The sequence below is a fragment of the Trinickia sp. genome (genome assembly GCF_051961175.1).
Classification (GTDB): Bacteria; Pseudomonadota; Gammaproteobacteria; order Burkholderiales; family Burkholderiaceae; genus Trinickia.
Genome location: NZ_JBQCDN010000311.1, coordinates 1 through 25,345, shown reverse-complemented (window position 1 = coordinate 25,345; position 25,345 = coordinate 1). Strand labels below are relative to the sequence as shown.

General features: G+C 62.9%; 22 protein-coding genes and 2 pseudogenes. 7 read left to right on the top strand and 17 right to left on the bottom strand.

Going from position 1 to position 25,345, the window contains the following annotated elements:
* Nucleotides 1–758: 758 nt before the first annotated feature.
* Both ACTHL0_RS18780 and ACTHL0_RS18775 read left to right on the top strand, forming a co-directional pair.
* Nucleotides 759–1,064 (top strand): hypothetical protein, encoded by a 306-nt coding sequence (locus ACTHL0_RS18780; RefSeq protein WP_440568343.1) that lies wholly within the window; start codon nucleotides 759–761, stop codon nucleotides 1,062–1,064.
* Nucleotides 1,065–1,325: 261 nt separating this feature from the next.
* Nucleotides 1,326–1,487 carry a hypothetical protein gene (locus ACTHL0_RS18775; protein ID WP_440568341.1) on the top strand — a complete coding sequence of 54 codons (162 nt, stop codon included), beginning with the start codon at nucleotides 1,326–1,328 and terminating at the stop codon, nucleotides 1,485–1,487.
* Between the two features lie 54 nt (nucleotides 1,488–1,541).
* Here the strand turns inward: ACTHL0_RS18775 and ACTHL0_RS18770 are convergent, their stop codons facing one another.
* The 6 genes from ACTHL0_RS18770 to ACTHL0_RS18745 form a co-directional block, all read right to left on the bottom strand.
* Entirely contained in the window at nucleotides 1,542–2,885 is a 1,344-nt protein-coding gene (locus ACTHL0_RS18770) for an ATP-binding protein (RefSeq protein ID WP_440568339.1), read from the bottom strand.
* The gene (locus ACTHL0_RS18765; RefSeq protein WP_440568337.1) at nucleotides 2,882–3,544 is read right to left on the bottom strand and encodes a response regulator; all 663 of its coding nucleotides are present in this window, start codon (nucleotides 3,542–3,544) and stop codon (nucleotides 2,882–2,884) included. The genes ACTHL0_RS18770 and ACTHL0_RS18765 overlap by 4 nt, the downstream gene beginning before the upstream one ends.
* Nucleotides 3,545–3,667: 123 nt before the next feature.
* A complete protein-coding gene (locus ACTHL0_RS18760; RefSeq protein ID WP_440568336.1) occupies nucleotides 3,668–5,080 on the bottom strand; it encodes a GGDEF domain-containing protein in 1,413 nt (470 codons plus the stop codon).
* Nucleotides 5,081–5,344: 264 nt separating this feature from the next.
* Nucleotides 5,345–5,980: a DUF4136 domain-containing protein gene (locus tag ACTHL0_RS18755; RefSeq protein WP_440568335.1), complete on the bottom strand. Its 636-nt coding sequence runs from the start codon at nucleotides 5,978–5,980 to the stop codon at nucleotides 5,345–5,347.
* A 99-nt stretch (nucleotides 5,981–6,079) separates the two neighbouring features.
* Nucleotides 6,080–8,518 (bottom strand): CHASE2 domain-containing protein, encoded by a 2,439-nt coding sequence (locus ACTHL0_RS18750; RefSeq protein WP_440568333.1) that lies wholly within the window; start codon nucleotides 8,516–8,518, stop codon nucleotides 6,080–6,082.
* 11 nt (nucleotides 8,519–8,529) lie between these two features.
* A complete protein-coding gene (locus tag ACTHL0_RS18745; protein ID WP_440568332.1) occupies nucleotides 8,530–9,927 on the bottom strand; it encodes a FecR domain-containing protein in 1,398 nt (465 codons plus the stop codon).
* A 555-nt stretch (nucleotides 9,928–10,482) separates the two neighbouring features.
* On the opposite strand from ACTHL0_RS18745, the gene ACTHL0_RS18740 reads away from it, so the two are divergent.
* Nucleotides 10,483–11,226 (top strand): response regulator transcription factor, encoded by a 744-nt coding sequence (locus ACTHL0_RS18740; protein ID WP_440568331.1) that lies wholly within the window; start codon nucleotides 10,483–10,485, stop codon nucleotides 11,224–11,226.
* A gap of 401 nt (nucleotides 11,227–11,627) precedes the next feature.
* The gene (locus ACTHL0_RS18735) at nucleotides 11,628–14,780 is read left to right on the top strand and encodes an ATP-binding protein (RefSeq protein WP_440568330.1); all 3,153 of its coding nucleotides are present in this window, start codon (nucleotides 11,628–11,630) and stop codon (nucleotides 14,778–14,780) included.
* 107 nt (nucleotides 14,781–14,887) lie between these two features.
* Here the strand turns inward: ACTHL0_RS18735 and ACTHL0_RS18730 are convergent.
* The 4 genes and pseudogenes from ACTHL0_RS18730 to ACTHL0_RS18715 all read right to left on the bottom strand — a co-directional run.
* Nucleotides 14,888–15,079: pseudogene (locus ACTHL0_RS18730) on the bottom strand (response regulator); the annotation flags it as partial.
* A 117-nt stretch (nucleotides 15,080–15,196) separates the two neighbouring features.
* Nucleotides 15,197–15,484: an H-NS histone family protein gene (locus ACTHL0_RS18725; protein ID WP_440568329.1), complete on the bottom strand. Its 288-nt coding sequence runs from the start codon at nucleotides 15,482–15,484 to the stop codon at nucleotides 15,197–15,199.
* A gap of 300 nt (nucleotides 15,485–15,784) precedes the next feature.
* Nucleotides 15,785–17,440 carry a S10 family peptidase gene (locus tag ACTHL0_RS18720; protein ID WP_440568327.1) on the bottom strand — a complete coding sequence of 552 codons (1,656 nt, stop codon included), beginning with the start codon at nucleotides 17,438–17,440 and terminating at the stop codon, nucleotides 15,785–15,787.
* Between the two features lie 263 nt (nucleotides 17,441–17,703).
* On the bottom strand, nucleotides 17,704–19,353 hold the full coding sequence (locus tag ACTHL0_RS18715) for a S53 family peptidase (protein ID WP_440568325.1): 1,650 nt from the start codon (nucleotides 19,351–19,353) through the stop codon (nucleotides 17,704–17,706).
* A gap of 392 nt (nucleotides 19,354–19,745) precedes the next feature.
* Here ACTHL0_RS18715 and ACTHL0_RS18710 point away from each other — a divergent pair, with 392 nt between their 5' ends.
* Nucleotides 19,746–20,255: a DUF1993 domain-containing protein gene (locus ACTHL0_RS18710; RefSeq protein ID WP_440568324.1), complete on the top strand. Its 510-nt coding sequence runs from the start codon at nucleotides 19,746–19,748 to the stop codon at nucleotides 20,253–20,255.
* Between the two features lie 63 nt (nucleotides 20,256–20,318).
* Here ACTHL0_RS18710 and ACTHL0_RS18705 read toward each other — a convergent pair whose 3' ends face one another.
* The 4 genes from ACTHL0_RS18705 to ACTHL0_RS18690 all read right to left on the bottom strand — a co-directional run bounded on the left by ACTHL0_RS18705 (nucleotide 20,319) and on the right by ACTHL0_RS18690 (nucleotide 22,109).
* Nucleotides 20,319–20,957, bottom strand: a complete 639-nt coding sequence (locus tag ACTHL0_RS18705; protein ID WP_440568323.1) for a LysE family translocator — start codon at nucleotides 20,955–20,957, stop codon at nucleotides 20,319–20,321.
* A 378-nt stretch (nucleotides 20,958–21,335) separates the two neighbouring features.
* Nucleotides 21,336–21,647 (bottom strand): BrnA antitoxin family protein, encoded by a 312-nt coding sequence (locus ACTHL0_RS18700; RefSeq protein ID WP_440568322.1) that lies wholly within the window; start codon nucleotides 21,645–21,647, stop codon nucleotides 21,336–21,338.
* Nucleotides 21,631–21,900: a BrnT family toxin gene (locus tag ACTHL0_RS18695; protein WP_440568345.1), complete on the bottom strand. Its 270-nt coding sequence runs from the start codon at nucleotides 21,898–21,900 to the stop codon at nucleotides 21,631–21,633. Before ACTHL0_RS18695 ends, ACTHL0_RS18700 begins: the two co-directional genes overlap by 17 nt.
* A 23-nt stretch (nucleotides 21,901–21,923) precedes the next feature.
* Nucleotides 21,924–22,109 (bottom strand): hypothetical protein, encoded by a 186-nt coding sequence (locus ACTHL0_RS18690; protein WP_440568347.1) that lies wholly within the window; start codon nucleotides 22,107–22,109, stop codon nucleotides 21,924–21,926.
* Between ACTHL0_RS18690 and ACTHL0_RS18685 the strand changes: the two genes are divergently transcribed.
* On the top strand, nucleotides 22,047–22,460 hold the full coding sequence (locus ACTHL0_RS18685) for a DUF2968 domain-containing protein (RefSeq protein ID WP_440568321.1): 414 nt from the start codon (nucleotides 22,047–22,049) through the stop codon (nucleotides 22,458–22,460). The genes ACTHL0_RS18690 and ACTHL0_RS18685 overlap by 63 nt on opposite strands.
* Here ACTHL0_RS18685 and ACTHL0_RS18680 read toward each other — a convergent pair.
* Genes ACTHL0_RS18680 through ACTHL0_RS18670 form a run of 3 tightly spaced genes read right to left on the bottom strand, consistent with a single transcriptional unit; the run spans nucleotide 22,439 to nucleotide 24,073 of the window.
* On the bottom strand, nucleotides 22,439–23,173 hold the full coding sequence (locus tag ACTHL0_RS18680) for an Imm52 family immunity protein (RefSeq protein ID WP_440568320.1): 735 nt from the start codon (nucleotides 23,171–23,173) through the stop codon (nucleotides 22,439–22,441). The two genes, ACTHL0_RS18685 and ACTHL0_RS18680, sit on opposite strands and share 22 nt — an antisense overlap.
* Nucleotides 23,151–23,738: a restriction endonuclease fold toxin 5 domain-containing protein gene (locus ACTHL0_RS18675; RefSeq protein ID WP_440568319.1), complete on the bottom strand. Its 588-nt coding sequence runs from the start codon at nucleotides 23,736–23,738 to the stop codon at nucleotides 23,151–23,153. Before ACTHL0_RS18675 ends, ACTHL0_RS18680 begins: the two co-directional genes overlap by 23 nt.
* A complete protein-coding gene (locus ACTHL0_RS18670) occupies nucleotides 23,738–24,073 on the bottom strand; it encodes a hypothetical protein (protein WP_440568318.1) in 336 nt (111 codons plus the stop codon). Before ACTHL0_RS18670 ends, ACTHL0_RS18675 begins: the two co-directional genes overlap by 1 nt.
* 382 nt (nucleotides 24,074–24,455) lie before the next feature.
* On the opposite strand from ACTHL0_RS18670, the pseudogene ACTHL0_RS18665 reads away from it, so the two are divergent.
* Nucleotides 24,456–25,345, top strand: a pseudogene (locus ACTHL0_RS18665) (bifunctional aconitate hydratase 2/2-methylisocitrate dehydratase); the annotation flags it as partial.

Below are 25,345 nucleotides of genomic sequence, written 5' to 3'. Positions count from 1 at the left end.
GCGATTAGCCACCGGTCCAATCCCACCAGCCCGAAGCCCAAGGCCAGCAGCACGACGGCCTTCCACTCGTAGCCCACGTCCCATTCGCTCGATTTCATTTGTCTCTCTCCATAGGGCTACCGCTGCGCGCAGTGGATAGAGCCGGTAGGCGCATCCCGCGAGCAACGAACACCATCTGTTGGCGGCGCGGCGTGCCACCGGGCTCGTTCGACCGAACTGGGTCGATTCATTAGCCCGACAACGCGACCGGATCGACGTCCCATGCGCGGGCTAGCAAACTCGATCGCGCTTGCGATGGACTGACCGCCTTCCCGTACGGGACTGTCGACACCGCAAAGATAGGCGCAACTGCAGTGCAGCAAATATGGGGCAATGAGCGAATTGGTCATTCGCGAATCGACAACAATAACGAAGGGCGGAGCTGCCGCTCGGTACAGTAAGGACCGTGAGGGGCTGCCGCCAGTCAATGCCTTCGAGCAGCATCGACAGTTGTGCTGGGCTCAAGCAAATGACGCCGCTGTCGGCTTGCGCGGCCGATCGTGTTGAAAAACTCGTTGGCGTCGCCTCGGCGAGGTTTTCAGGGGTCCTCTTACCTTAAAGACCGAAATACAAAAATCAGACGTCGAAGTTTTGCTTACAAGTGGTCACGTCTATTAAAAATTCGCGCTGCTAAGGTGGGTTCTACGCAAACGGCTGGCATCGCAGTTCAGTCTTGCATATGCCGTCGCTGCAAACATCGCAACTCAGGGAGAACCGTGATGAAGCGCTCAAACAACAAAATTCGTTCGATCTTTATCGCCCTTACCGCGGGCGGCGCGCTGCTCGGCGCCAGCAGTGCATTCGCGCACTATGCGCCCGATCGGGACGCGCCCGGTTACGCACAGGCGCACTTGATCCCCGTCGACGTGAACGTCTCGATCGGCTGGCACGGAGACCGCTACTGGGACGGCCGCCGATACTGGGAGCATGACGAATGGATGCATCGTCACCCGCACGCCCGTGATCCGCACCGCTTTCACGACGAAGATCGTCGCCGGCCATCGGACGACGATCACCGGTATTAAACCGAGGAAGTAGGAACATGAAACGAGGGCCGGCCGCAGCGATGCGAGCCGGCCCTGTTGCATTCGGCGAATGCGTCCTATGTTTAAGCGAAGCGCCGTCAGCATGCGGCTGCGCCTATCGTTCAGATGAATGCGTTGCCGGTGGAATAATCCGCCGCGTCGCCGCGTTATATGTCGAGGGTGGGGCCGGCCGCACCACGCAACGGCCGCTTAATCGAAATGGCGCGGCGCAGGTGCGCCGCAATCAAAGGAGGAACCGAGATGAGATCGCACAAGGCGCTTTCGGCGCTGTTCGTCATGCTGGCGCTCGCACTGTCCTCGCTGTCGGCATCGGGATGCTCGTCACCCGGTAGCGATATGCATTCATCGGGCGGTAGTTCCAACGGGAGCAGTAGCAGTGGCGGTAGCAGCGGCGGCTATTGAGTCCAATCCGTCGGGATGATGACGGCACACGCGTAACCTATGAACTAACGCACACTAGCTGACGGGCGCGGGCTTGAAGGGGGACACCGTTACAGTAAGCCCCTGCCCGTCGACATTGTTGCGCAGCGAAAGCTGCGCCCGATGGCGGCTCGCCACACGCGAGGCAATCGCCAACCCGAGCCCGCTGCCTTCGCCTTGCGTTTCGGTGCCGCGGTAAAACCGATCGCTTACCCGCGGGATTTCATCCTCCGGGATCCCGGGGCCCGTATCCCTGACGTCCAATGAAACACGCTCCCCATCGCGGCGCAGCACGAGATCGACTCGACCCGCGTTCGGCGTATGCTTGATGGCGTTGTCGAGTAAATTATTAAGCAGAACTGACAAAGCGTGCGGCTCCCCAAGCACCTCGAACGCATCGTCCTCCTGCGCAGGCGGGGCGATTTCCAGCCCAAGATCGATCGACTTCTCCTCGGCCAGCAGCGAGAAATCGCTGATGGATTGTTCGCCAACACGGCGCAAGGAGACGCGCGTCAACGCGGCCCCCGCGTCTGCCGCATCCTCGCGTGCAAGCGCAAGCAACTGCTGGACAAGCCGAATGATTCGATTCAGCCGTTCTTCGATCCGTGTCAGCGTCGGGCCTTCCCCTTTAAGCGTGCCGTCTCGCCGCGCGGCTTGCAGTTGCAGCTTGAGTGCGGTCAACGGCGAGCGCAATTCATGAGCCGCATCGGCAACGAACGTACGTTGCGCACTCGACGCCGCATTGAGCCGCGCAAGCAGATCGTTCAGCGCGTCGATTAACGGAAGAACCTCGACGGGAACGCGGCCGGGGAAGCGCACCGGCTCCAGCGCATCGAGCGAGCGGGTGGACAACATACTCGATAAAGACCGGATCGGCGCCAGGCCTCGGGTCACGACAAACAGCACGAGGGCGACCGTCAGCGGCAACAGCACGCCAAGCGGCCACAGGGTGCGCAACGCGAGCCTCAGCGCCAACGACTCGCGCACCGACACGGGCTGCGCGACTTGCACGAAGCGATCCGGTTGACGCAACCCGAACACGCGCCACTGCTTGTCGTCACGCTCGATCGTGCGGAAGCCTTCGTCCAGACGCACGAGGTCCGGCGCGTGTCGCGATCGATAGATAAGCCGCCCCTGCGCGTTCCATACTTCGATCGCAATGCGGTCGTCGGAGAGGTCCTGCATCGCGGGACCTTGCGCCAATGCGCCGGTCGCCGCCATGCCCGGCGGGAGGGAAACCGCAACGGCGTGCAATTCGTAGTCGAACAGTTCGCTCGCCTCTTCATGGGCCGCTCGGAAGATGGCATACCCCGCCACGCCCGAAGCGGCAGCAAAACCGAAGATCAGCCATCCGAGCAGCCAACGCCGAATCGACGTCATTCAGCGCGCCTCAAGCGATATCCAACGCCGCGCACCGTCACGATCTGCTCGGCGCCCAGCTTGCGCCGCAAGCTGTGGACATGCACCTCGACGGCGTTGCTGCCGATCTCTTCGCCCCAGCCGTACAGCTTTTCTTCGATCTGGGCCTTCGTATGCACCTGTGTCGGCGATTCGATCAGCGCGCGCAGCAGCGCAAATTCGCGCGGCACGAGCGCAACGGGTACGCCGTTCTTCGTCACTTCATGGGCCGCGGGATCGAGTGTGAGTTCTCCGTGCGTATAGACCGGTTGCTTTTGCCCCGTTCGTCTGCGTAACAGCGCACGCACGCGCGCCGCCAGCTCATCGAGCTCAAACGGCTTGACGAGATAATCGTCGGCCCCGGTATCGAGCCCGCGCACGCGCTCGTCCACCGCGTCCCGCGCCGTCAGAATGATCACGGGTGCCACACCGCCCGTGTCGCGATAGGCTTGCAGTACCGCGATACCGTCTTTCTTCGGCAGCCCCAAATCGAGCAGCACCAGATCGTACACACCGTTGCCGAGGGAAAGCTCCGCGGCGCGGCCGTCTTGAGCCCAATCGATCGCATAGCCGTCCCGGCGCATTGTGTCGAGCACGGGCTCCGCGATCATTCGGTCGTCTTCGACCAACAACAAGCGCATGATTCGTCCGTTCCGAGATGATGGATGCCCACGAGCATCGCACAGACCGGCTTAACCGCGGCTTAAGCGGCAGGCGGCGCGGCCCACCGGGCACACATGAGCCGACGATGCCCGCCGCTTACCTCACACGGCAATGACACAATTGCGCCCGTGCGTCTTCGCGCGTTTCAAGCGTTCGCCGGCAGAGCGCATGACCGCGTCGGCCGTCGTGCCGTCGGGCCCGAATTGCGCAATGCCGATACTCGCCGTGACCGCGAAGCGCTCATGCCCGCCCTCGAACTGAAGCGCTTGGATCGCCACGCGGATACGCTCGCCCACCATCAGCGCCGCATCGAGCGCAGCGTTCGGCAGCACAGCCATGAACTGGCCTCCGTCCACGCGCGCAATCCCATAATAGGGCCGCATTGCTTCGGTGCAGGTCATCGCGACCGTGCGCAAGATGCTGTCGCCCACCTGTTCGCCGAACCGCTCGTTGAGGCGCCGCAGATTGTCGACATCGACAGCCAGCAGCGAGAACGGTGCCCCGCCCCGCCTCGCCGCGCCCGCTTCCGTCTCCAGGCGTTCCATGAAAACCCGCCGATTCGTCGCGCCCGTCAGCGGATCGACCGCCGCCAGCGATTCGAGCTTCTGATTGCTGCGCTGCAGCTCTTGCAGGGCACTTTCCGTGCGCGCCATTTCTTCGCGCAGCCGGGCCAGCAACTCTTCCTGGCTGTAGATCGTCGAAAACGAACGCGTCGTATGAAACGCCTGGACGATGCCGTAGCTAAGCAGGAAAAAGCCGCCCGCGAAAATCGCATGGGCCAGCCACCACATATGGTTCCAGGGCTTGCCGAGCAGAAACGCGAGCGAGGACAGCGCGAACGCCATCACGGAAATACCGAAGATCTGCATCAAAGGCGAGCGGATACGGCGCGCGATCAGGCAGGCGACGTTCAACAGCGAAATCACCATGGCGCCGCCTTCGAGCGAAAGCCGTACGCCCAGCGTCCCGGCGATCGGCGAATTCGCGAGCACGGCGACGAGCAGATCGATCACGGCGAACGCGGCGAACCACAGGCCCCACAACAATCGATCGGTGCGCCGCTCGGTGGAATCGGCCTTCGCGCCGTAGGACAGCAGGCCGATGAACAGCAGGATCGACATGGCCAGCCGCGAGGCCGGCCCGTACAGCAGGAACAGCCACATGTCGTGATGCGCGAGGGGCGTGAACGCGCCGTGCAGCATATAGATCAACACGAACCCGACGAACCCGAGCGTCATCCAGCGCAAGATCGGCTCGCCCGACAGGCGATAGCATTGCCACGTGACGTAACTGACGAACAATCCCTCGAGCGTGGCCGCCGCGATCGCCACTTCATGGAATGGATGACTTTCGTACAGCAGATGGGAATCTTGGAAGAAGTAGAGATACGCGATGAGGTAAGCCGGCACCAGCGCAAAGGCCGCGCGCAAAAAACTCGCGTACAAGCGGGTGATGCGGCGCACGGTTCGGGGGGGATCGCCGGCTGCCACGATCGTCGTCGATGTCGTATTCATTGTTCGTCTCCTGTCGGCTGACCAGAGCCAACTGCGCCCGCCCTGGTCTCGAGCTAAAGCGTCCCGTCCGTCGCGATCGGGTTGGCACGTTCCCGCCAGCCAGTGTGACAACGACTGGAGGCGGGTGCAGCGCACCCCGCATCACGCATTCTACGGAAGAATAGCAGCCAGGACGAGTCGTGCGGCTGCCCCCCCAAGGCGGCCAGCCGGGCGGTTATCGCTCGATCGAACCCCTACAATTTGCAGACTAGCCGTGCTGCCTCTTCATTGCGCAAGCGGAACAATTCGCGTGACGCGCGCACCGGCACCCGCATCGGCCCCCGGCTTGCTCAATGTGACTTTCCAATCGGTCTTCCGCCCCGGATCGCCCGCGCCCGTCTCCGTCTGTGCGAACGGCAATCGCGCCAACGCGCTCGCGACCAGATCGTCGATATCGCGGCGGGCATCGGGGGCGCCATCGCGTTTCGTCGCGCTGACCTTATAGACTTCGCTTCCATCGGCACGATCGAAGAACCGCAAGGTCAGCGAATGAATATACGCTTTCTGGCCGGGCCACTCGAAGCCGGGCGGGAGAATCGCCGCACCGCACGGCGCGCCGCCGGCACAACGCGAATAGCGCACGCCGACGGAGGCCGGACGCGTCTCGTGCGAAACAGCAAGACGGTAGCGCGCGGCGTCGATGGGCGCGGCGGCGAAGCCGAGCTCGGCAAGACGCCGCTCGATCGCCGACGCAAAGTCGTTTGCCTCGATATCCGATGTCCTCGCGGAATCGTTCGCTAACGCAAAGGTGCGCTGGCCCGTGCCGAAATCGCGCAAGGCGGTTGCGCGCACCGCCGTTTCATTCCCCGCGCACCCCATCAACGCAGCCGTACAAGCGGCGAGCAGCAAGATCGTCTTCATTTCAAGCGGTCGTCATGTCATCGTGGATCGGAGGCCGACAAGCCGGCGTAGCCATGTCTTCGGCCGCAGCTGCGCCCCCGGGTGCGGTTGAACGCGCGTTCATGAATCGCCGTCCCAACGCGGCAGGGACACCGTCACGGTCGTCCCGCGGCCCGGTTCGCTCGCGACGAATACGTCTCCCTGATGCCGGGTCACCACCGTCTTCACAAGCGCCATCCCGAGGCCGGCGCCCTGCGTCTGCGGCTGTCCCGGCGATCGAAAGCGCCGAAAGCGTTCGAACAGGTGTGCACGGGCATCTTCGGTCATCCCGTAGCCTTGATCGGCGATACGGCACTGCACCCGATCAGCCCCCGCGTTCGCTACCGCGACGTGGACGACCGTTTCGCCCGGGCTATACTTCACCGCGTTGTTGAGCAGGTTCGTCACCGCCCGCGTCATCAAGGACCGGTCCGCGTTAATCCAATGCGCGTCGCCGTCGAAATGCGTCTCGACGACGATGCCTTTGGCGCGCGCCTGCGGCCAGATCTCATCGCTGGCATCGAGCACGACGTCGGAAAGATTGACGGGTTCGAAGACGTAAGCCTGCGATTCCGCACGCGTCAGCTGAACGAAATCGTCGGCCAGCGTCAGCGCCCGCCGCGTATAGCGCTCGATGTGCTGGAGCAGCTTGCGCGAGCGCTCGGAACGCGTGACCGCCATCTCCTCCTCGACCAGCGCGAGCACCGATGCATGGGGCGAACGCATGTCGTGGGAAAGCAGCCTCAACGCATCTTCCCGCGCCTGTTCGGCCGAGTGCAGCGCCGTCACCTCGACGAGGCCCACGACCCAATAATCCGTCGCCTCGCCCCGCGCATTGCGACACCGCGCATAGCGCAACAGGAAATCGCGTTCGGTGCGATCGCGCACCTCGATGCCCCGCTTGACGACGCGTACGCGTTCGAGATCGGCCGGATCGAGCACCTTGGGCCAATGCGCGATGATTTCCGCATCGGAGACGGTCTCGTGAACCATCGTCTTGATGAAGGTCATTTCGCCCAGCGTCTCGGTCAGCAGGCGCCCCTCCAGCGCCGAACTGCTGATCGGTGCGAAACATTCATGCGCCGCCTTGTTCGCGACGCAAATCATGCCGTGCCGATCCGCCACCAGAATCGGTTCGGGCAGGCTGTTCAGGCAATCCCACACGAAGCGCTTCATGTCTTGCATGCGATCGGCCGCATGCTCCACGAGCGCAATGTGGCGTTCGAGTGCATCGCCGCGCACGGTGCGCGGCTGCGCCGGCATGTTCGGCAGAATGTCGGCGTCGTCCGCCAGGCGCTGCAGTTCGCGCCGCAGGCGCCACATCGTCATTTCGAGCCGGCGCCAGCTCCAAAGGGGATAGACGGCCAGCAAGGCGATCAGCGCCGGCACGGGCGAAAGCCACACGCAAGCCCCTTCGAGCAAGACCGTGCTCACGACGAGGGAGACGACGGCAAGCCCAAGCGTGAGCAGCAACGTGCGCCAGGGCGACAAAAACAGCAAGCCGGCAAGCAACGCAATGAGCGGCACCAGCGACGCTGCAAACAACCACCGCGGGCTCACCGGCCGGATCTCTCGCCCCATCAGTAGTGCGCTCAGCGCGTTGGCGTGCAGTAAGGTATCGGCGGTCGGCCCCCACTTGCCCGTGATCGGCGTCGCCAAATGCGTGAGCAAACCCGAGGCAGTCAGTCCGACGAATACGACCTTGCCTTGCAGCGCGCCGTCGGGCATCCGGCCGTCCAGCAGATCATGAGCGGACACTTGGGCGTCGCGCGGTACGCTGCCCGAGAACGGAATGAGCACGCGCGACGAGCCATCGTCGATAGAGCCGTCCGTCGACGCGTCGGACGCCGGCGTCGAGCTTGGGAAATCAGCCTGATAGCGGCCGCCCTCGAGCGGTATTTTTCCGTCGCGGATGTCATCCAGCAAAGGCACGACCAAGTAAGGCCACTCGACACCGCCCGCCCCTTCGTGCAATGCGACGCCGCGGACGATACCGTCCGAATCGGGCACGACGTTGATATGGCCCATTCCCGCAGCGGCGGCGGCCAACTCCGGCACGGGCGGCACCGCCTCCTCGCCCCCGGTGGAATCGGCGAGCAGCGGCAAGTAAGTCGGCGCCGCGTGCAGCGCCTGCACCAGGTCGTCGTCCCCCGGCGAAGGCTCGGTCAACAAGACGTCGTAGACGATCGCCGACGCGCCGCTTTTGGCGACGGCGTCGATCAGGCGCGCTTGCAACGTCCGCGGCCAAGGCCAGCGGCCAAGTTCGGCCACGCTGTCGTCGTCGATGCGCACCACCGCGATCCCGGGCGCAAGCGGTTGGGAGCGCAACGTCAGCATCCGGTCGTAGACGAGCCGGTTGAAGTTCGTGGCGATTCCACCGTACACACAGATGAAAACGGCGGCGACGCCGAAGCAGCCGATCGCCAACCACTCCCACATGAACCGCTGCCACACGCTCAGGGACGGACGCCACATCGAGCGTGCCCGATGCGGCGGGGCGAGCGATTCGTCAGGGGCCATTCCCATCCCGTTCATTTCGCGAGCGTGAACGTACGCACCGGGCCGACGGTTTCATAGAATCGACCGCGATCGTATTGCTCGGAAACGACGCGCCAGTAGTAATCGCCCGGCGGCAAATCGGATACGACGAACGCGTTGTCGGTCAGGTCCACCGCGTCCACGACCGGATCGTGCAAGTCGGGATAGCGCGACAGCACGAGGCGGGAACGCGCCCCGGGATCGACACGCGACGTACGCCACGCGAAACGATACTCGTGCGAGCCGCCGCTGATGTGCGCAGACCCCGATGCGCTCAGTTCGTTAGCGCGGCGTTCGAACGCATAGACGCGCGGCAGGCCCTCGAGGCCGCTGGCGTCGATCGACGAAACGCGCACGAAGTACGTCCCGTCGGGTACATCGGCGAAGCTGGCGCGGGGAACGGTCACACGCGCATCGCGGATCAGATCGAGGAGATCGGCGTCGCGCGCGATTTGAATCCGATAGCCTTGTGCATCGGCAGCCGGCGCCACGCTGAATGTCACGGTCTTGCCGTCCTGCAGCTTCGACGGATCGAGCAGTGTCGGCGCCGGCAAGAGCGGCTGGGGCACGCCCACGGCGCCGCCGTTCGGCGTCGCACTGCCTTGGGCGGCGCCCACGAATTGCGACGGCACGCTCGGCCGCGCCGCATCGGCCGCCGTGGCGTTGGCGTTGGCGTTGGCGTTGGCGTTGGCGTTGGCGTTGGCGTTGGCGTTGGTGTTGGCCGAAGTGCCGACCGCCACCGTGCCGTCAAGCACTTCAACGGTCGTCATGGACGACATCTCGTTGACACGAAAACGCGTTCCTCGCACGCCGGCCACAATCGAGGGCGTACGCACCTCGAAGCGATCCCCGGGCTGCCTGGCGTGCGTCACTTCGTTGCTGACCTCGCCCTTCTGCAATTCGATGACGTGATCCTCGATGCCGGTCAGCGCCATCTTGCGCAGGCTCGACAATACGACGCGGCTGTTCGGCACAAGGCTGACGTACGAGCCGTCGTCGAGCTCGAGCGTCGCAAAGCCGTCGCTCCCCGTTGTAATCGTATCGCTCTCGCCCAAGGTACGGCCAGGCAGCAACGGCACGGCCGGCGCCGTGCCCTGGCCGCTCGGGCCGCCGTGCCAACGCGCCGTCACGAGCCCGCTCAACGCGACAATGCTCGCGGAGGTGGCATCGCGACGCAGCATGGCGAGCGGCAAGCGCAAGGTCATACCGGCAGGCAAGCGTCGCGGCGCGCTGAGATGATTGAGCCGGGCCAATGCGCGCCAGCCGCCTGCATCGGTCAGGTAGCGTTGCGCCACTTCATATAGCGTATCGCCGGCCGCCGTCACATAGGCGGCCGTTGCGCGCGCATCGATCGTCTGCGCGCCGGCCGGCGAAATACTCAGCCATGCCATCGTCGCGACGAGCGCCCGCGACGCACCACCGCGCCCCCATTTCCGGAACCTTGCTTCTCGGTTACCCGGCGATCCCTCGCTCGAAGCCCTGGTAACGGCATGTCGGGTAAGCATTGTCGTGTGTCTGTAGATGCGCAATTGTTATTGATCGAAGCGGCTGCGACGGCGGCATCAACCGGACGCCGTGTGCCATCGAGCCGGCGCCCCCGGCCGGCGTCCGCTGGCGGGAACCGGTTCGGACGTGCCGAAGCCGCGAGCTTAACGAATTTCAGACGATCGTGCACCGTCAAACATCGAAGTGTGTTGCGCTTTCGAATACGCCTTTCAAGCACGGTGGGCGGACGGGTGCCGAAAGCGGCCCAACGATCGATGCAGGGCCGTTCATGCATGGCAGTCAAATTGCAAACAAACGTCAATTACCCACTTTTTGCTACACTCGCCACCGTTCCTTTTTGAGGCGGCGGCGGTACAATTCGAGGCCTATGAATTCCGGTCCGATGTGCTGCCGCGAAACGCCGAAGCATATCCGATGCACGCGAGCGAGACCTGAAACACATGAAGATCGCCTATTTGGAAGACGATGACGTTCTTGCCGAACACATCGGCGAGATATTGCGTTCGGCCGGCCACGAATGCGATCTCTTTCGCGACGGCAGCCAACTGATCCGCCGCCTGAAGCGCGATCGCTTCGACTTGATCCTGCTCGACTGGTGCCTGCCCGGTGTGACGGGCCATCAAGTCACGATCTGGGCACGCGCCAATCTCAGCGAGCGCGTACCGATCCTCTTCATGACGAGCCGTTCGCTCGAAGCCGATGTCGTCACCGCGCTGGCGGCAGGCGCGGACGATTACATGATCAAGCCGATTCGCAATGGCGAATTGCTTGCGCGAATCGACGCGCTGAGCCGCCGGGCTTACCCCGATTCGGGCGCCGGCCCGCAAAGTCTGATCGAAGTCGGTTGCTACCGCATCGATCCCGTCAGCCGCACCTGCTTTTTGCGCGATACGCCTATCGAATTGACCGGGCGCGAATTCGATCTCGTGCTGCTGCTGTTCCAACATGCCGGACGTGTCTTGTCGCGCGAACACATCGGCGGCACGCTTTGGGGCCAGCCGCAAAGCGCGATCTCGCGCACGCTCGATACGCATATGTCGCGCGTGCGCTCGAAGCTGCAACTCAAGCCCGACAACGGTGTCCGGCTCGCGCCGGTGTATGGACACGGCTACCGGCTGGAAGTCGTGCCCGACATGCCTGGCGATCCGAACACGCCCCCCTCGCTGCACACTGGACTCGCGTAGCACCGCTTCATCCCCTACGGCCCCACCCGTGCGATAACCACGCGGACCTGTGTCACGCGCCGGGCGGGCGCCGCAATCTTTACTTCCAATTGGGCCACACTTATTGAACGATTATGTCGCGCGTAAAAAGCGATTCCCGCGCGACATAATCGAGTCCTTATGCCTCTCTCGTGCGAGGGTACGATATTGGGGCCCCATTGAGGCCGTGCCAGCAGGCGCTCTCCGCCTCTGCAATATCCGTGCAAAGACTGCGAATTGTTTCTTGATCGCCATCAAAGAAAAAATGCGGCCGCCCGTAACAATCCGTATGAAGTTTTTGCGGCCGGCGCCGTAGTACAGGGTATTCCGACGCTGAACGCCGCTTCCGGCTGTTTTAGCCTCCACGTCAACGCACGTCGAACATGGATGCCCCGCTCGCCCCCACTCACCCATCGCCCAAGCCGGCCATCGATCCGTCGCCGAATGTGCTGCGCCGACGATTCCCCCACGTCAAACTGCAGACGCTGCTGCTGATCGCATCGCTGTGGTTCGCCTTCAGCGCGTTGACGATCTGGGACGCCAATGCCGAAATGCGCAGCGCGCGCGTGGGCGCGGCCGCGCTGGCCGATGCACTGTCCGCCCATACCGTCCGCGTCATGCGCGAAGCCGAACAGGTGGCGGCGCTCGTCTCCTGGCAGGTGCAAAACGACGGCGTGTCCATTCCGCTCGCCTACTACGTGAGTTCGGGCCTGCTCAAGCTCGACGTGTTCGTGCAAGTCGCCGTGATCGATTCTCAGGGGTACCTGCGCGCGTCGACCGTCCCCGGCTTCAGGGCGATCAATCTGTCCGACCGCGAGCACTTTCGGATTCATATTCACAATCCCAGCACCGAGCTGATGGTTGGACGCCCCGTCATCGGCCGCGCAAGCGGTAAGGCCGAGCTGCAACTTTCGCAGCGGATCAGTTCGCTGGATGGGCGGTTTCTCGGCGTCGTCGTCGTATCGGTGGACCCGAGCTATTTCACCGAGCTCTATAACGGCCTGCGTATCGGAAGAGATGGCGTCGTAGCCGTCGTCGGCACGAACGACTATATTATTCGCGCGCTGCGCTCGGGGCGAAACCAAGCGGTCGGCGCCAGACTGCCCATGAACGATCCGTTCCGGCGCGCCTTGGCGCACGAGCGCTCCGGCAATCTGCGTACGGCCTCGTTTATCGATGGGCGCGATACGATCATCAGCTACCGCACGCTCAGCGACTTCCCACTGGCCGTTGCGGTCGGCTATTCCGCGCGTGAATATCTCGTCGCATGGCGCACCCGGTGCATATTGCTGTTGACGGCTGCCATACTGCTTTCGATCTTGATCGTGGCCACCGAGCGGCGGACCAGGACACTGCTTGTCAATTTGGGCGCCGCGCACGATCGCGAGATCGCCAAAGGCGCGCTGCTCGAGCAGGCCCGCTCCGATGCCGAAGCCGCATCGCGCGCGAAAAGCGCATTCCTGGCAACGATGAGCCACGAAATTCGCACGCCGATGAACGGCGTCATCGGCATGAGCGAGGTGTTGACGCGCTCGACGCTGTCCGCCGATCAGAAGGAGATGGTCTGCACGATTCGCGATTGCGCGTCGGCCTTGCTGAAGATCATCGACGACATCCTCGATTTCTCGAAGATCGAAGCCGGCAAGCTGCAGATCGATTGCGTGCCGACCTCGATCGAAGACGTCGTCGACAGCATGGCCTCGTCGCTCGCGACCGTCGCCGATGCGCGGGGCGTGGCACTGCGCACCTATGTGTCGCCGCTGCTGCCGCCAAGCGCGATGTTCGACGATACTCGCCTGCGCGAGATCCTTTACAACCTCGTCGGCAACGCGATCAAGTTTTCCGCGGGACGCAGCGGTGTTCAGGGCCATGTCTCGCTGCGTGCAACGTTCGTCGACGGTGCCGTGCCGGAGGTCAGATTCGATATCGCCGATAACGGCATCGGCATGACAGCGGACACCCTAGCGAAGCTCTTTCAGCCGTTCAGCCAGGCCGAAGCATCGACGACGCGGCGGTTCGGCGGCACGGGCCTCGGCCTCGCGATTTGCCGCCGCCTCGTCTCGCTGATGGGCGGGCGCATGGCCGTGCAAAGCGAGCCGGGCCGGGGATCGACGTTTACGGTCGAGCTTCCGCTGCAAACCGTCGACGGGGCCGATCCGCGCAAGTGGGTCGATCTCTCGGGCCTCGCGTGCATCGTCGTCGCTTCGCCCGACTGGCGCTGCGACGACACGGCCGACTACCTGCGCCACGCGGGCGCGATAGTCGAAATCGCCGCGGACGGCTATGACGCGCAGCAAGCCCTTGCCCGCGCCGACAGCCCGCGCGTGCTCGTGCATGATGCACGCTGCCCGGCCGATACGGTCGCGCCCCACGTATCGCGCGAAGCGCCCCGTCTCTTAGGGGACGTGCTGATCTCGACGTCGCGCAGCCTCGTGTTGATGACGCGTACCGGCCATACCGTGTCGATCGGGGCGCAGGCGTTGCGCCGGCGTGTCCTGATCGATGCCGTCGCGCTAGCCGCGGGCCGCGCGGACGGCGATGCGCTGACTGCCCCGCACGGCAACGACGGCCTCGGCACCGGAGAACCGGCGAATGACGGCGTCGCGCTGCTCGTGGCGGAAGACGACGAAGTCAACCGGCGCGTCATTTCGCGGCAACTCGCCCTGCTCGGCTATGCGGCGGACATGGCTGTCGACGGCGAGCAAGCGCTCGAAATGTGGCGTGCAAAATCGTACACCCTGGTACTGACCGACTTGCATATGCCCAGGCGCGACGGCTACGAACTCGCTCAGGCGATTCGCGCGGAGGAAGCCGGCGACGCCGACGCCCGCGTACCGATCGTCGCCCTGACCGCCAACGCGATCACGGGTGAAGCAAACCGCGCCAAGGCACTCGGCATCGACGATTATCTGACCAAGCCGCTCAAGCTGGATCTGCTCGCACAAGCGCTCGCACAATGGACCACGCCGCGGCGGGGCGTCGCTCGGGGCGGCACGCCGCCCGTCACGGCCGATGCCGGCGTCGATGCCAGTGCCGTTCCCGCCTCCACGTTGGCCTCGTCAGGTCCGGGCGATCAAACATCGCCAGCGAGCGCCGCCGAGCCGGGAATGCGCGAGCCAATGGGACCGCCAACGGCGGGTTTCCAGCCAATGATAAATGACGTGGCCACTCAGCCCCGAGCCACCGTCGACATCAGCGTGCTGAAGGAAATTGTCGGCGACGACATGGAGACCGTTCAAGCGCTGCTGGTGGAATATGTGGAGTGCTCGGCCGAACTCGCCCGGCAATTGCTGGCGCACTTGGCGCAGGGCCGTGCGCGTGATGCGGGCGCGATCGCACACAAGCTCAAATCGTCGTCGCGCTCGATCGGTGCGCTGCCGCTCGGCGATCTATGCGCCGATATCGAAGACGCTGCGTCGAAGGGCGAGACGGACAACCTTGGAACGCTCGGCTCGCAGTTCGACACGACGTACCGCCATACCATCGAAGCCGTGCGCGGCATGCCGATCTTCGCCGATGCCCAGCCGCCAGCGTAATGCGGTACGACATGCGAAACGCGGCCTGGCTAGATGAAGATGAAGACGGTTGCTCACGGCGTAACGGCGAACCGCCGTTTCAGCCCCGGCCATGCGTGTCAGACCTGCACTGCGAAACCATCCTTGCCGGGCAGATTGATGTCGAGGATAACGAGGTCCGGGCGGTACGCGACGATCGCCGGCACCACCTCGTTTCCATGCAAGACGGTACGGACGTCGTAACCGTGCTTGCGTAGAAAGCCAGCGACGAGCGACGACAGACGAGCGTCGTCCTCGACAAGCAACAGGGAGTGAGACATGACGGCGCGGCTCGATGTCTGGTTTTTTTATCGACGGCCCAACATCGACCGGAAAAACTTACGAGAAACGAGGTGCAATTTTACCGTCCGCCGCGCGCTTGGTCAGCCCCGAACGGGCTACTCTCTCACCCGGAATTGCTCGGGGTCTTTGCCCTTGAGCCACCGCGGCCGAGGGCCGCGCCCGCCCCATGTTTCGCCGGTATCCGGATGACGGAACCGGGGCGCCCCGCTCGATACACTGCGCGCCTTGCGCCGTGTACCGAACACGTCGTCCACACTGAACCCGAATGCCGCGATGGTCTCTCTCACGGTGGCCAGCGCGGCGTCCGCTTCTGCTTGGCGCGCCGCTGCGATTTCGGCGTCCAGCTCTTGTTTTCTTGCTAGCAATTCCTTGTACGTCGCCACGGACTCAATCCTCCTTACGGTTGTCCCAAGGCTCGCGAACCCCGTCGCCATACCGCAACAAGCGATACCGCGAGCCGATCGACGGCGCGCGTCGCGCGCCAATTCTGCCATGACCCTTAGTGATGGCGGGCACAGCTTAAGCAACATGTGTGCCCACTTTGCGCAACGTTTAAATTAGCTGCTCCGGGAACCGCGGCGTCGGCCATCGGCAACGCCGCCCGGAAGCAGACGCATGCATAAAAACAGCGGCGGCCCCGTCAAGCACCGCCGCCTCGATGATCGACCACACCCTCCCGCAGGCTAGGCTCGATGCCGCTGCTGCAACATGCGGACGCGCGCCATCGCCGGTTCATCGCCGCCGATCGTGTCGTACATCTTCGACAGATCGGCTTTGAGCGCCGTGCGCGAGCCGCCGTCGAGGTACACCATGTGCCCCGACGGGTAAAAGCGCGCCGACAAGTTATTGCGGACGGTCTGCTCGATCAACGGCATCTGCTGCAGATCGAGGACCGTTTGATAGAACGGCGTCACGAAATCGTAAAAGCCATTGGCCGACAACACCTTCAGATCGATATTCAGCGCCATGACCGCGGCGAGATCGCCCGCCGTATACAAAATAATGTTCCCCTGCGCGTCCTTGCCCTTTTGCGCGCCCGTCGGATCGATATGCCCGAAATCCCAATTGCGGAAAGCCTGATCGTTCAAATCGGTAAACGAGGAGGTCGACGTATATTTCAATTGCTCGTTCAGGTACTCGTTCCACATCGTGGTATAGACGCCCGTCACGGCGGTCATGGTCGGATCGTTGCCGCCCGAGTTCGGATCGATCTGACCGGCGATGCCGGTATCGATCGCCGTGACGCGCCCGTCGTACGACCCTAGCGCCACGCCTTTCGACTTGAGCAGCGTCGTCAGAAATAGCGAATTGCCGCGGCTGTCGTAGCCCGCGATATCGAGACTCCATGCAAGCAATGTCGTCTTGTCGATACCGGTGTACTGCGACAGCTTTTCGACGACGGCATCGTCCGTTTGCGGGAATTTACGCAATGCGGCCAGGTAATCGGTGCGCGCGAACTGCGCGACCTCTTCGACGAATGCCCCGAGATCGGTGGGCGTGGGTGCCACGCCGAGCCGCTTGTGGTACCAGGCATCGGCCGCTGCCGTCGGCAGTGCGCCGATAGGGTTGCCCGCCTGCGTGTAGTCGAGAATCGACGATTGCAGCGTCACACCGTTCAGATCGATACCGTCTTCATGCAGCATGTAGGCAAGCACACAACTGCGCGCCGTGCCGTACGATTCGCCGAACAGATACTTCGGCGAATTCCAACGGTCGTTCTTCGTCAAGAAGCGCTTGATGAACTGTTTGATCGAGCGCGCGTCCTGATCCACGCCCCAGAAATCGCGATTCTTGTTCGGTGCAATCGCCGCGGAATAGCCCGTTCCCACCGGGTTGATAAAAACGAGATCGCTTTTATCGAGCAAGCTGTCGGGATTGTCCTCCAGCGAATACGGCGCCGGCGGCGTAAAGCTGGGCATGGACGTCTTGATGCGCTTCGGCGCGAACGAGCCGAGCAACACGAAGACCGAGGACGACCCCGGGCCGCCGTTGTAGAAGAACGTGACCGGCCGCGTTTCCTCTTTTTGGTTGTCCTCGGTGAAAGCGACGTAGAACATCTTCGCACTCGGTTTCGAGCTCGATTCGTCCACGGTGACGAGGTGCCCGGCCGTCGCCGTATAGTCGATCTTTCTGCCGCCGATCGCGATCGTGTGGTGGGTGATCGCTGCGCTCTCGCTCGTGTCGGTCACGAAATCGTCGGGCCCGTTCCCGTAGGCGACGTCGTCGTGAAACGGCTGATCGCTCTGTCGGCTAAGGAAAACGTGCGGCATAGAGGCCCTGCCCGGCGACGGCGCATGAGCATTATGAGACGATTGCGGGCTGCCGGTATCAGAATTCATCGTGATCGCTCCATCAGTTATGGCCGGCACGGTCTGAGCGCGTGCGCGACTGTTGACGAACTGCCCTCTAAGCCGCCGGCGCGGCCCCGCCCGAAGCGCGCCGGCGATAACGCTTCCCGTTCGAAATCCCACTGCCTCGGTCACCCGCGTTGCGCAGGCGATCCGATTGGCCCGCCTAGCCCGGCTGGCCCGCCTGGCCTGGATAGCCAGGATGACCTGGATGGGCTTAGCGGCCAGGCATCCCCCTTACCGATAGACCTGCACTACTGCGACGCCCCGCCGGCGTTCAGGTTCAGGGCGCCCGGCGTATCCGATGCGGATGCCGCGCCGGCCGGCGCGCCTAACGCGGCCGCGATGCCGCGGCCTTTCGGGCTACCCAGGCCGGTGCAAGCGTCCCACCCCTTCGCGGCCGCGTAGGTGCCGTTGTTGCCCGACGTGATGTCATTGAATGCATTCGACGCGGCATAGAGCTTTTGATTCACGAACCCGGCCGGCTTACCCGATAACGCATTCACACGCGCGACGAGGCCGGCGAAGAGCGGCGCGACGGCGCTCGTCCCGCCAACCGGTACCGACTGCCCGTCGATCAACACTTCGTACCCGGAAGCCGGGGAGGCATCTGCAGCGACGTCCGGCACACCGCGGCGCGCGAGCGGGACAGCTCCCGCGCCCAGACGCGCCGCCTTCAGCCCTTCCTGCCAGGCGGGCAATGCGAACCGGGCGCTGACACCGCCGCCCGTCGCCCCGCCGTTATCGCCGTCGTTCCAGACCACTTCGCTCGTAATCGCCCCGCCACCGGCCTTCGCGGTCACGCGTGTCCCGCCGCAGGCCAGCACATAGGGGCTCGACGCCGGGAAATCGACATGATCGGCGCCGTCCGAGGCACCGTCATTCGAGCCGCTGTCGCCTGCCGCCGCGCAGATCGTCACGCCGAGCGCAACGGCCGATTGCAGGGCATCGTTGAAACTCGCGACGGCCTGATCCGTCCAGGCGCTCTCCGGCCCGCCCCAACTGATCGACAGGACCGATGGCTTATTCGTCGAATCGTGCAGCGCTTGCGTGATGGCATCGATAAAGCCGGCATCGCTGTTCGGCGCGAAATAGACGGCAATCTTCGCCTTTGGCGCAATGGCGCCGGCGATCTCGATATCGAGCGTCACTTCGCCGTCGGCACTGCTCGGGTCGCCGGTCGGGCTATTGTTGGCGCCATCCACCGGAACGGAGACGACTTGCGGCGCCGGCACGCCGAGGCTACGAAAGTAAGCCGACAGATCGGACGCTTCGTAGCCGCCGCCGAGTTCGATCAAACCGATACATTGACCGGCGCCGTCGCCATCGGGGAATTCGTATAGCTGAGCGAGCTGCACCGGCGTAAACGCCTGCGCCGCGGCGCGCGCCATGATCGGCCCATGCGGCGGGCGCAGCCGGAAATGCGGCCGTGCTTGCGGGCGATCGTCCAGGCCGAGAACGGCTGTCACTACATCGGCCAGATCGGCCGGAATCGTGATCGAACCGGTACGCCCGCGAAACCGGCCGAGCGTGGGGTGCTCGTAGTGGGAAAGCTCGACGCCGAAGGCCGCTTGGAAATGCGCTGCCGTGCCGGAGAGGACGACTTTGGCGCCGCTCATGTCGCAGCGATCGATGCTGAGCTGGTATTCGCGCGCAAAGGCCTCAAGCTTGGCGAAATCTTCCGGGGCGACGCCGAAGCGCTGCGCAAAGGCTTCGCGCGAAAGCGGCTCGGCCTGCTCGCCGCGCGCGGTGCGCTGCGCGAATGCCTCCAATTCCCGCGCCTCACGCCGGCGCAGGGTGACGACGACGCGCAATGTCTCGTTCGGGCCAACCGGCCCGATGCACTTTGTATCCTTGACGGCTGCACGTTCGCTGCCCGCCAGCTGCTGTCTCGCTTTGGTCATCTATGACGCTCCTCATGCAGTGGTACGAGGAAAGCTCCGACACCGGCCCTAACCGTGCAGTTCCTTGCGCCTTGCAAGCGCGCGCCGGCCATGCGGCAAAATCGGCCAGCGGGACGAAAACGCATTCGTCGGACGACTGCTCAGAGTGTAGTGCATCGCCGCCCTGGCACGCAGCCTGTACATGGAGATTGGCTAACCGGCCAAGGCGCCCGGTTGCGCCCTGCGGCGCGGCCTGAGCCTGAACCCGCGCCCGTGCCTGCACAGTCAGCAGACATGATCACATCGGCATATCATGGCGCGCGCAGGGCCGCGCAAGCCGCGGCATGCTGCCGAGCCTGGCCGTTCGCGGCCCGCCCGCCGGAAAACGCTTAGTACAAAAGGAACAACGCGAAATGTCCCTGTCCATTTACGATGCTTCAGTACCCGTCTTCATCCGCGGCCTCACGAACCTGCGCGCCGTACTGCAAAAGGCGCACGATCATGCTCTGACGAAGCACTTCGAGCCGTCGATTCTGCTGTCGAGCCGCCTTTATCCGGACATGCACCCGCTGACCCGCCAGGTGCAGATCGCATCGGATGCAGCCAAGTTCTGCGTGTCGCGGCTGGCCGGCGTCGAACCGCCGAAATATGAGGATGCCGAAGCGACGTTCGACGAGCTGTACACGCGCATCGACAAAACGATCGCCTACCTGCAAGGCTTCGATGCGGGGAAATTGGAAGGCAGCGAATCGCGGACGGTGACGCTCACGGTGCCGAGCGGCAAGCATGAGTTTGTCGGACAGGTCTACCTACTGCATTTCGCCTTGCCGAACTTCTACTTCCACGTGACGACCGCCTACGCGATCTTGCGCCATAACGGCGTCGAACTCGGCAAGTTCGATTACCTGGGACGCACCGGCTGACCGGGCGGGCGTTCGATAGGTGGGGCCCGGGCAGCGTCTACCGAAGCGCGCCGGCCTCGGCCTTCAGTCGAGCGAAAGACGCAGCGCAAAGCCGATCAAGGCCGCGGAGAACGTCCAGCGTTGCAACGTCTGAGCCAGCGGATACTTGCGCAGCACGGTCGATATCCGGGCTGCTCCGACCGCGTATAGGGCGTCGAATATTGCCCCGACCATCACCAGGACAACACCGAGTTCCGCGACCTGAAAGAACACGGGGCCCGCGCTTGGGCGGACGAACTGCGGCAACAACACCGAACAGAACAACAGCGCTTTTGGGTTGAGCAGATTGGTCAGCAAGCCTTTCAAGAAGGTTTGCCGCAGCGCGCTGCCCTCGCCCGCCGGCGGCGCTGTTCCGCTTTCCGGCTTCACGGCGAACATCGGCGAACGGAAAATCTGAATCGCGATATAGGCGAGATAGGCGGCCCCGCCATAGCGAACGATCTCGTACAACCACGGCGCGGTTTTGAGCAAAGCGGCCACGCCGCATGCCGAAAGCGTCACGTGCGTCGCACGCGACACGCCAAGGCCGACAGCCGCAGTCAGCCCTTTACGGGTGCCCCGGGCAATGCTGGTTTGCAGAATCAACGCCATGTCGGGACCGGGAATCGCATAGACGACGATAAGCGCCGCGATGAACGTAATGAGCAAGTTGGCGGACACCACGGCGACCTCCGGATCGATTCGTTGTTAGTAGCCCTATTTTGCCGTTTGACCCGGAGCGATTTTCGGCGATTTATCATCGTCTAATCGTCGGTGATAGCGGATTTCGCTACATAGAAATGATGAAACGCAGAATTCCCCTATCGCACCGATGCCTGCCTAGCCTAGTCAACCCGAGCTTATCGATGATATACGCATTTCCGAAATCGCTAGGCCGTGAGCGAACCAATCGGAAGTCAGCCGCGTTTGCACGGCGCTCGGCGTGTGCCTGACGGCTCAGCCCGTGCAGTCCTGATTTTCAGAAGCATCTGCTGGGGTGAAGTGTCAATTGCAAAGTTCATTCGTTCGAGTATCGGGGCGCATGGCCCGCACCTGTTTCTATCACGATGCCTTGGGCAAGGGATGTTCCGACAGGTACACCCTCAGTGCGGCGTTGATGCGCGTTTGCCAGCCATCGCCCGTGGCACGAAACGCCTCCAAGATATCCGCGTCATAGCGAATGCTGACCTGCTCTTTCGGGCTCGCCAACGGCGGACGACCCGCACGGCGCTTGGCCATGACCTCTCCGAACGGACGCAGCCGCTTGAACTCCTCGTCGCTCAACTCCCGCGTGTCCGGATCAGCCGCGATACCACGCCCAATCGCCTCATCTTCCTCGTCCGTCGGATAGACGAATTTACGTTTGCTGCTCATAGCGTTGAACCTCTCTACGGTTGGCCTTGCGCAAGCTGATGACCCGGATGGCATCGCCTCGATGCGTGAACGCCACGCAATACACCCGATCGCCCAGCGGCGCATAGCCGATGAACCGGTCCTCTTCATAGCCGAAGCGATCGTCCGCCTCAACTTGAGCCGCGCTCCAATTTAACTCGGCTGCCATAGCCAGCGAAACGCCGTGCTTCCGGCTGTTGCTGGCATCCTTGGCAGGATCGAACTCGATTTTGATGTGCATTATTGTAGCTTCAATAATTATCCCGTGCCACCCTTCGAGATGGTGCCCGCTTCCTTCTGGCCGTACACCCGCTTGAGCAGCCGATTCGGCCGCGTCTGCTCGATCCGCTCGGCCTCTTCGCGGGCGCTCCAACCGCGCCGATGGCCGCGTTTCGGCATTTCGATGAACAAGCGATCCGGCTCGCCGATGTCGAGCTCAGACACGCGCAACTGGAGGCGCAGAACGAGCACGTCGAGGCCATGGTTGCGGCGTCCGAAGCACAAGCGGAGCAGTTGCGCAACGATCTCGAACGTCATGCGGAGCAGACTCAACTCGTCAACAACAGGCAGCAAGAGATCCGGAAAGAAGTGGCGCAACTAGAAATGCAGCGTGTCGCGTCGCAAGCGCGGCTGAACAAGGCGTTGCGGGACATTCATCAATTGCGCGCAACCAGCAATGAACGCATCCCCCACCTGTTCACGCGCAGGACAGAGCTGACGGGAGAAAAGCCCCAGGCAGTCCCGGCGACCGAGCTCCGATCTCGGCGGCGCGGCTACCGAGGTAAAAGATCTTGATCCGCCAATCGGATTTCGATCGCATTTGCGATGCTGACGTGATCCGGATTGTCGACGGAGAAAACGTTGTCCGCGACGCTTACGATGATCGTTCCCATCTGTTCATCGCCTTCCATGACTGGCACCAGTTCCGCCGCCTCGGGGAGTTGCTCACGCGGGATCGCTTGCGGAAGGTAGAGCATCCAGCCAGCCCCCGGCCGCTTGGGGAACACCTGATACGTGGTGTAGTACCGTAGCGGGCCGACTTCGATGTAGGAGGCGCTAGAGCATATGTCTAGCAGACCACGCATGAGTTGCTGCATGTTTCTCGCGCGGTCAAGCGCGTCGACCTCGTCGAATTGCAGATCGAACAAGCAGATCGGTAGATCAGGATTAGACGAAAATGAAACAGAGAGCACGCCGCCCTTTCCTTTCTCGCTTCCGCTCCATACAGCCGCTATCCGATAGTCAATCACTCCGTCCTTCTCGTCCTGCACCCGAAGGAGCTCGAGCGCTACGGGCGTTGGACCGCTACTGTCGAATGCAAGATGTGCAAGGGACTTCTTCCGCGTGGGGGCGGCTGGGTGCCAAATCGCAACCGGGAGGCCGAACGGTTCGAATAGTTGGGCGATTTTCCAGATGGTACCTAGGTGTTCCTCGCGTGAGGGGAGGATCGGCTGTTGAAGTTTAAACGTTACAATGATGTTCATTTCATGGATAAAGTAAGGATTCAATGGCAAGCTTTTGCCAAGCGAATATTTTTGAGAAATACTTATGAGAGACAGGTTGCATGAAATACCACGTCAACCGCGTAGGCGGGTTGCCTTTTGTAATATCGCTCTGAGTGCGCGCCTGCCTAAGCATGCGCGGCACACCCGAGGCCATGAAAAAGCGTTTCGGAAGACCTGTTTTTGAACTAAAGAACTGATCGTACCTAGCCTTTGCCTCCTGGAGGCGGCATTCCGTTGCCTGAAACCCATCGAATTCTTTGTCCATGAATTTCCATTCCGTGAACGGGGCAAAACCGGTCACGCGCGCTTGATAGTCGCGAGAAATTTTTGACATGTGCCATCGCCTCGTAATCGCCCAGCCCCTTCGCGGTGGACACTGCGCGTGCGACTCATACGGCAGCGGCACTACGCGTGCTGCCGAGTTCGACTTCGCCTTGTCGGACTCAAAGCCGTCTCGGTCGGACCGTGCTTTGTCGGCAAGCCCGCGCACGGCGCCTCCCACCGCAGTGAGCAATCCCAAAAGGGCAAGGCCCGCCTGTTCGAGACGAGAGCGACGCGTCGATGCCATTATTTGTTCTCCTGTAGCCGCAGTGACTTGTTGCGAAGCACCTCGATCAAATCCGCAAAACGCTCGTCCGGGACAGCACCGGTCTTTCGAAGCCATCGTCGAATCGACGGGTGGCAATGGAAATCGGGCGCCTGTATTTCCAGATAGATGAAGTCCGCGAGTAGCTTGTCGCGTGTTAGCCCTGCAGCTTTAGCTTCGGCGAATGCTTCGGTGAGCTTGTCGGGGAAGGCTGGGTCGTCGGCCAGCGTCGGATCGACCTTGCGGATGCTGTCTTGCACGGCCGATATGAACTTTCGTTCTTCCTCGGTCAAACACATTGTTTTATCGTTGCGCATGTCTCGATACGGACTTGGATATGAGCGGTAGGTTGATGGCGATCGGCGCCGAATGCCGCACGGCCGCAGTTGCATCGGGTTATTTTGATTGCGTACCGCGGTCGTAGCTGTCGCGGTGGAAAAATTAGGACCAACGGAAGTGCGGGAAGTAAACCGGGTCGTCGCCCGGCTCACTGCCTGTCTTCAATTGTCGAGGGATCGAGGGCGCAGGCGGCGCGTCTCCTCCCTAGGCCTGGGCACGCCCCCGACCAACTCTTATATAAGATATAAGACATTTGACGCTTCACCGGATCGCGGTTAAAATCCCGCTCGCAGCAGCGTCCGGCATGGTCCGGAACGCCGGACGAACCTCCCACTGAAACGTCATACCAGCAGGTCCCCCATGCTTGAAAACTTTCGTGCTCACGTGGCCGCGCGCGCCGCGCTCGGTATTCCCCCCCTGCCGCTCACGGCTCAGCAAACGGCCGAGCTCGTGGAACTGCTGGCGAATCCGCCCGCCGGCGAAGAGCAAACGCTGCTCGATCTGATCACCCACCGCGTACCCGCCGGCGTGGACGAAGCCGCCCGCGTGAAGGCAGGCTTCCTGGCCGCAGTCGCCAAAGGCGAAACCGCCTCCCCGCTGATCTCGCGCCAGCGCGCCACCGAACTGCTCGGCACGATGCTCGGCGGCTACAACATTCAGCCGCTGATCGAATTGCTGTCGGACGCCGAAGTCGGCACCGCAGCCGCCGACGCACTGAAGAAAACCCTCTTGATGTTCGATCAGTTCCATGACGTCAAGGAACTGGCCGACAAGGGCAATGCCAACGCGCGCGCCGTCATGCAAAGCTGGGCCGACGCCGAATGGTTCACGAGCCGCCCCGAAGTGCCGCACAGCCTGACCATCACCGTCTTCAAGGTCACGGGCGAAACGAATACGGATGACTTGTCCCCCGCCCCCGATGCCACCACGCGCCCGGACATCCCGCTGCATGCGCTGGCCATGCTGAAGAACGCCCGGCCCGGCATCACGCCCGAAGAAGACGGCAAGCGCGGCCCGGTCAAGTTCATCGAGTCGCTGAAGGAAAAGGGCCACCTGGTCGCCTACGTGGGCGACGTCGTCGGCACGGGCTCCTCGCGCAAATCGGCCACGAACTCGGTACTCTGGTTCACGGGCGAAGACATCCCCTACGTGCCGAACAAGCGCTTCGGCGGCGTGTGTCTAGGCGGCAAGATCGCTCCGATCTTCTACAACACGATGGAAGATGCCGGCGCCCTGCCGATCGAGCTCGA

Excerpts from the sequence above, each read along its gene's own strand:
- ACTHL0_RS18760 (WP_440568336.1), bottom strand. The coding sequence starts at position 5,080 with ATGAATACGACATCGACGACGATCGTGGCAGCCGGCGATCCCCCCCGA.
- ACTHL0_RS18675 (WP_440568319.1), bottom strand. The coding sequence starts at position 23,738 with ATGGCATCGACGCGTCGCTCTCGTCTCGAACAGGCGGGCCTTGCCCTT.
- ACTHL0_RS18740 (WP_440568331.1), top strand. The coding sequence starts at position 10,483 with ATGAAGATCGCCTATTTGGAAGACGATGACGTTCTTGCCGAACACATC.
- ACTHL0_RS18700 (WP_440568322.1), bottom strand. The coding sequence starts at position 21,647 with ATGAGCAGCAAACGTAAATTCGTCTATCCGACGGACGAGGAAGATGAG.
- ACTHL0_RS18720 (WP_440568327.1), bottom strand. The coding sequence starts at position 17,440 with ATGAATTCTGATACCGGCAGCCCGCAATCGTCTCATAATGCTCATGCG.
- ACTHL0_RS18710 (WP_440568324.1), top strand. The coding sequence starts at position 19,746 with ATGTCCCTGTCCATTTACGATGCTTCAGTACCCGTCTTCATCCGCGGC.
- ACTHL0_RS18750 (WP_440568333.1), bottom strand. The coding sequence starts at position 8,518 with ATGGCCCCTGACGAATCGCTCGCCCCGCCGCATCGGGCACGCTCGATG.
- ACTHL0_RS18775 (WP_440568341.1), top strand. The coding sequence starts at position 1,326 with ATGAGATCGCACAAGGCGCTTTCGGCGCTGTTCGTCATGCTGGCGCTC.
- ACTHL0_RS18670 (WP_440568318.1), bottom strand. The coding sequence starts at position 24,073 with ATGCGCAACGATAAAACAATGTGTTTGACCGAGGAAGAACGAAAGTTC.
- ACTHL0_RS18770 (WP_440568339.1), bottom strand. The coding sequence starts at position 2,885 with ATGACGTCGATTCGGCGTTGGCTGCTCGGATGGCTGATCTTCGGTTTT.
- ACTHL0_RS18765 (WP_440568337.1), bottom strand. The coding sequence starts at position 3,544 with ATGCGCTTGTTGTTGGTCGAAGACGACCGAATGATCGCGGAGCCCGTG.
- ACTHL0_RS18745 (WP_440568332.1), bottom strand. The coding sequence starts at position 9,927 with ATGGCATGGCTGAGTATTTCGCCGGCCGGCGCGCAGACGATCGATGCG.
- ACTHL0_RS18735 (WP_440568330.1), top strand. The coding sequence starts at position 11,628 with ATGGATGCCCCGCTCGCCCCCACTCACCCATCGCCCAAGCCGGCCATC.
- ACTHL0_RS18685 (WP_440568321.1), top strand. The coding sequence starts at position 22,047 with ATGGCCGCGTTTCGGCATTTCGATGAACAAGCGATCCGGCTCGCCGAT.
- ACTHL0_RS18780 (WP_440568343.1), top strand. The coding sequence starts at position 759 with ATGAAGCGCTCAAACAACAAAATTCGTTCGATCTTTATCGCCCTTACC.
- ACTHL0_RS18755 (WP_440568335.1), bottom strand. The coding sequence starts at position 5,980 with ATGAAGACGATCTTGCTGCTCGCCGCTTGTACGGCTGCGTTGATGGGG.
- ACTHL0_RS18715 (WP_440568325.1), bottom strand. The coding sequence starts at position 19,353 with ATGACCAAAGCGAGACAGCAGCTGGCGGGCAGCGAACGTGCAGCCGTC.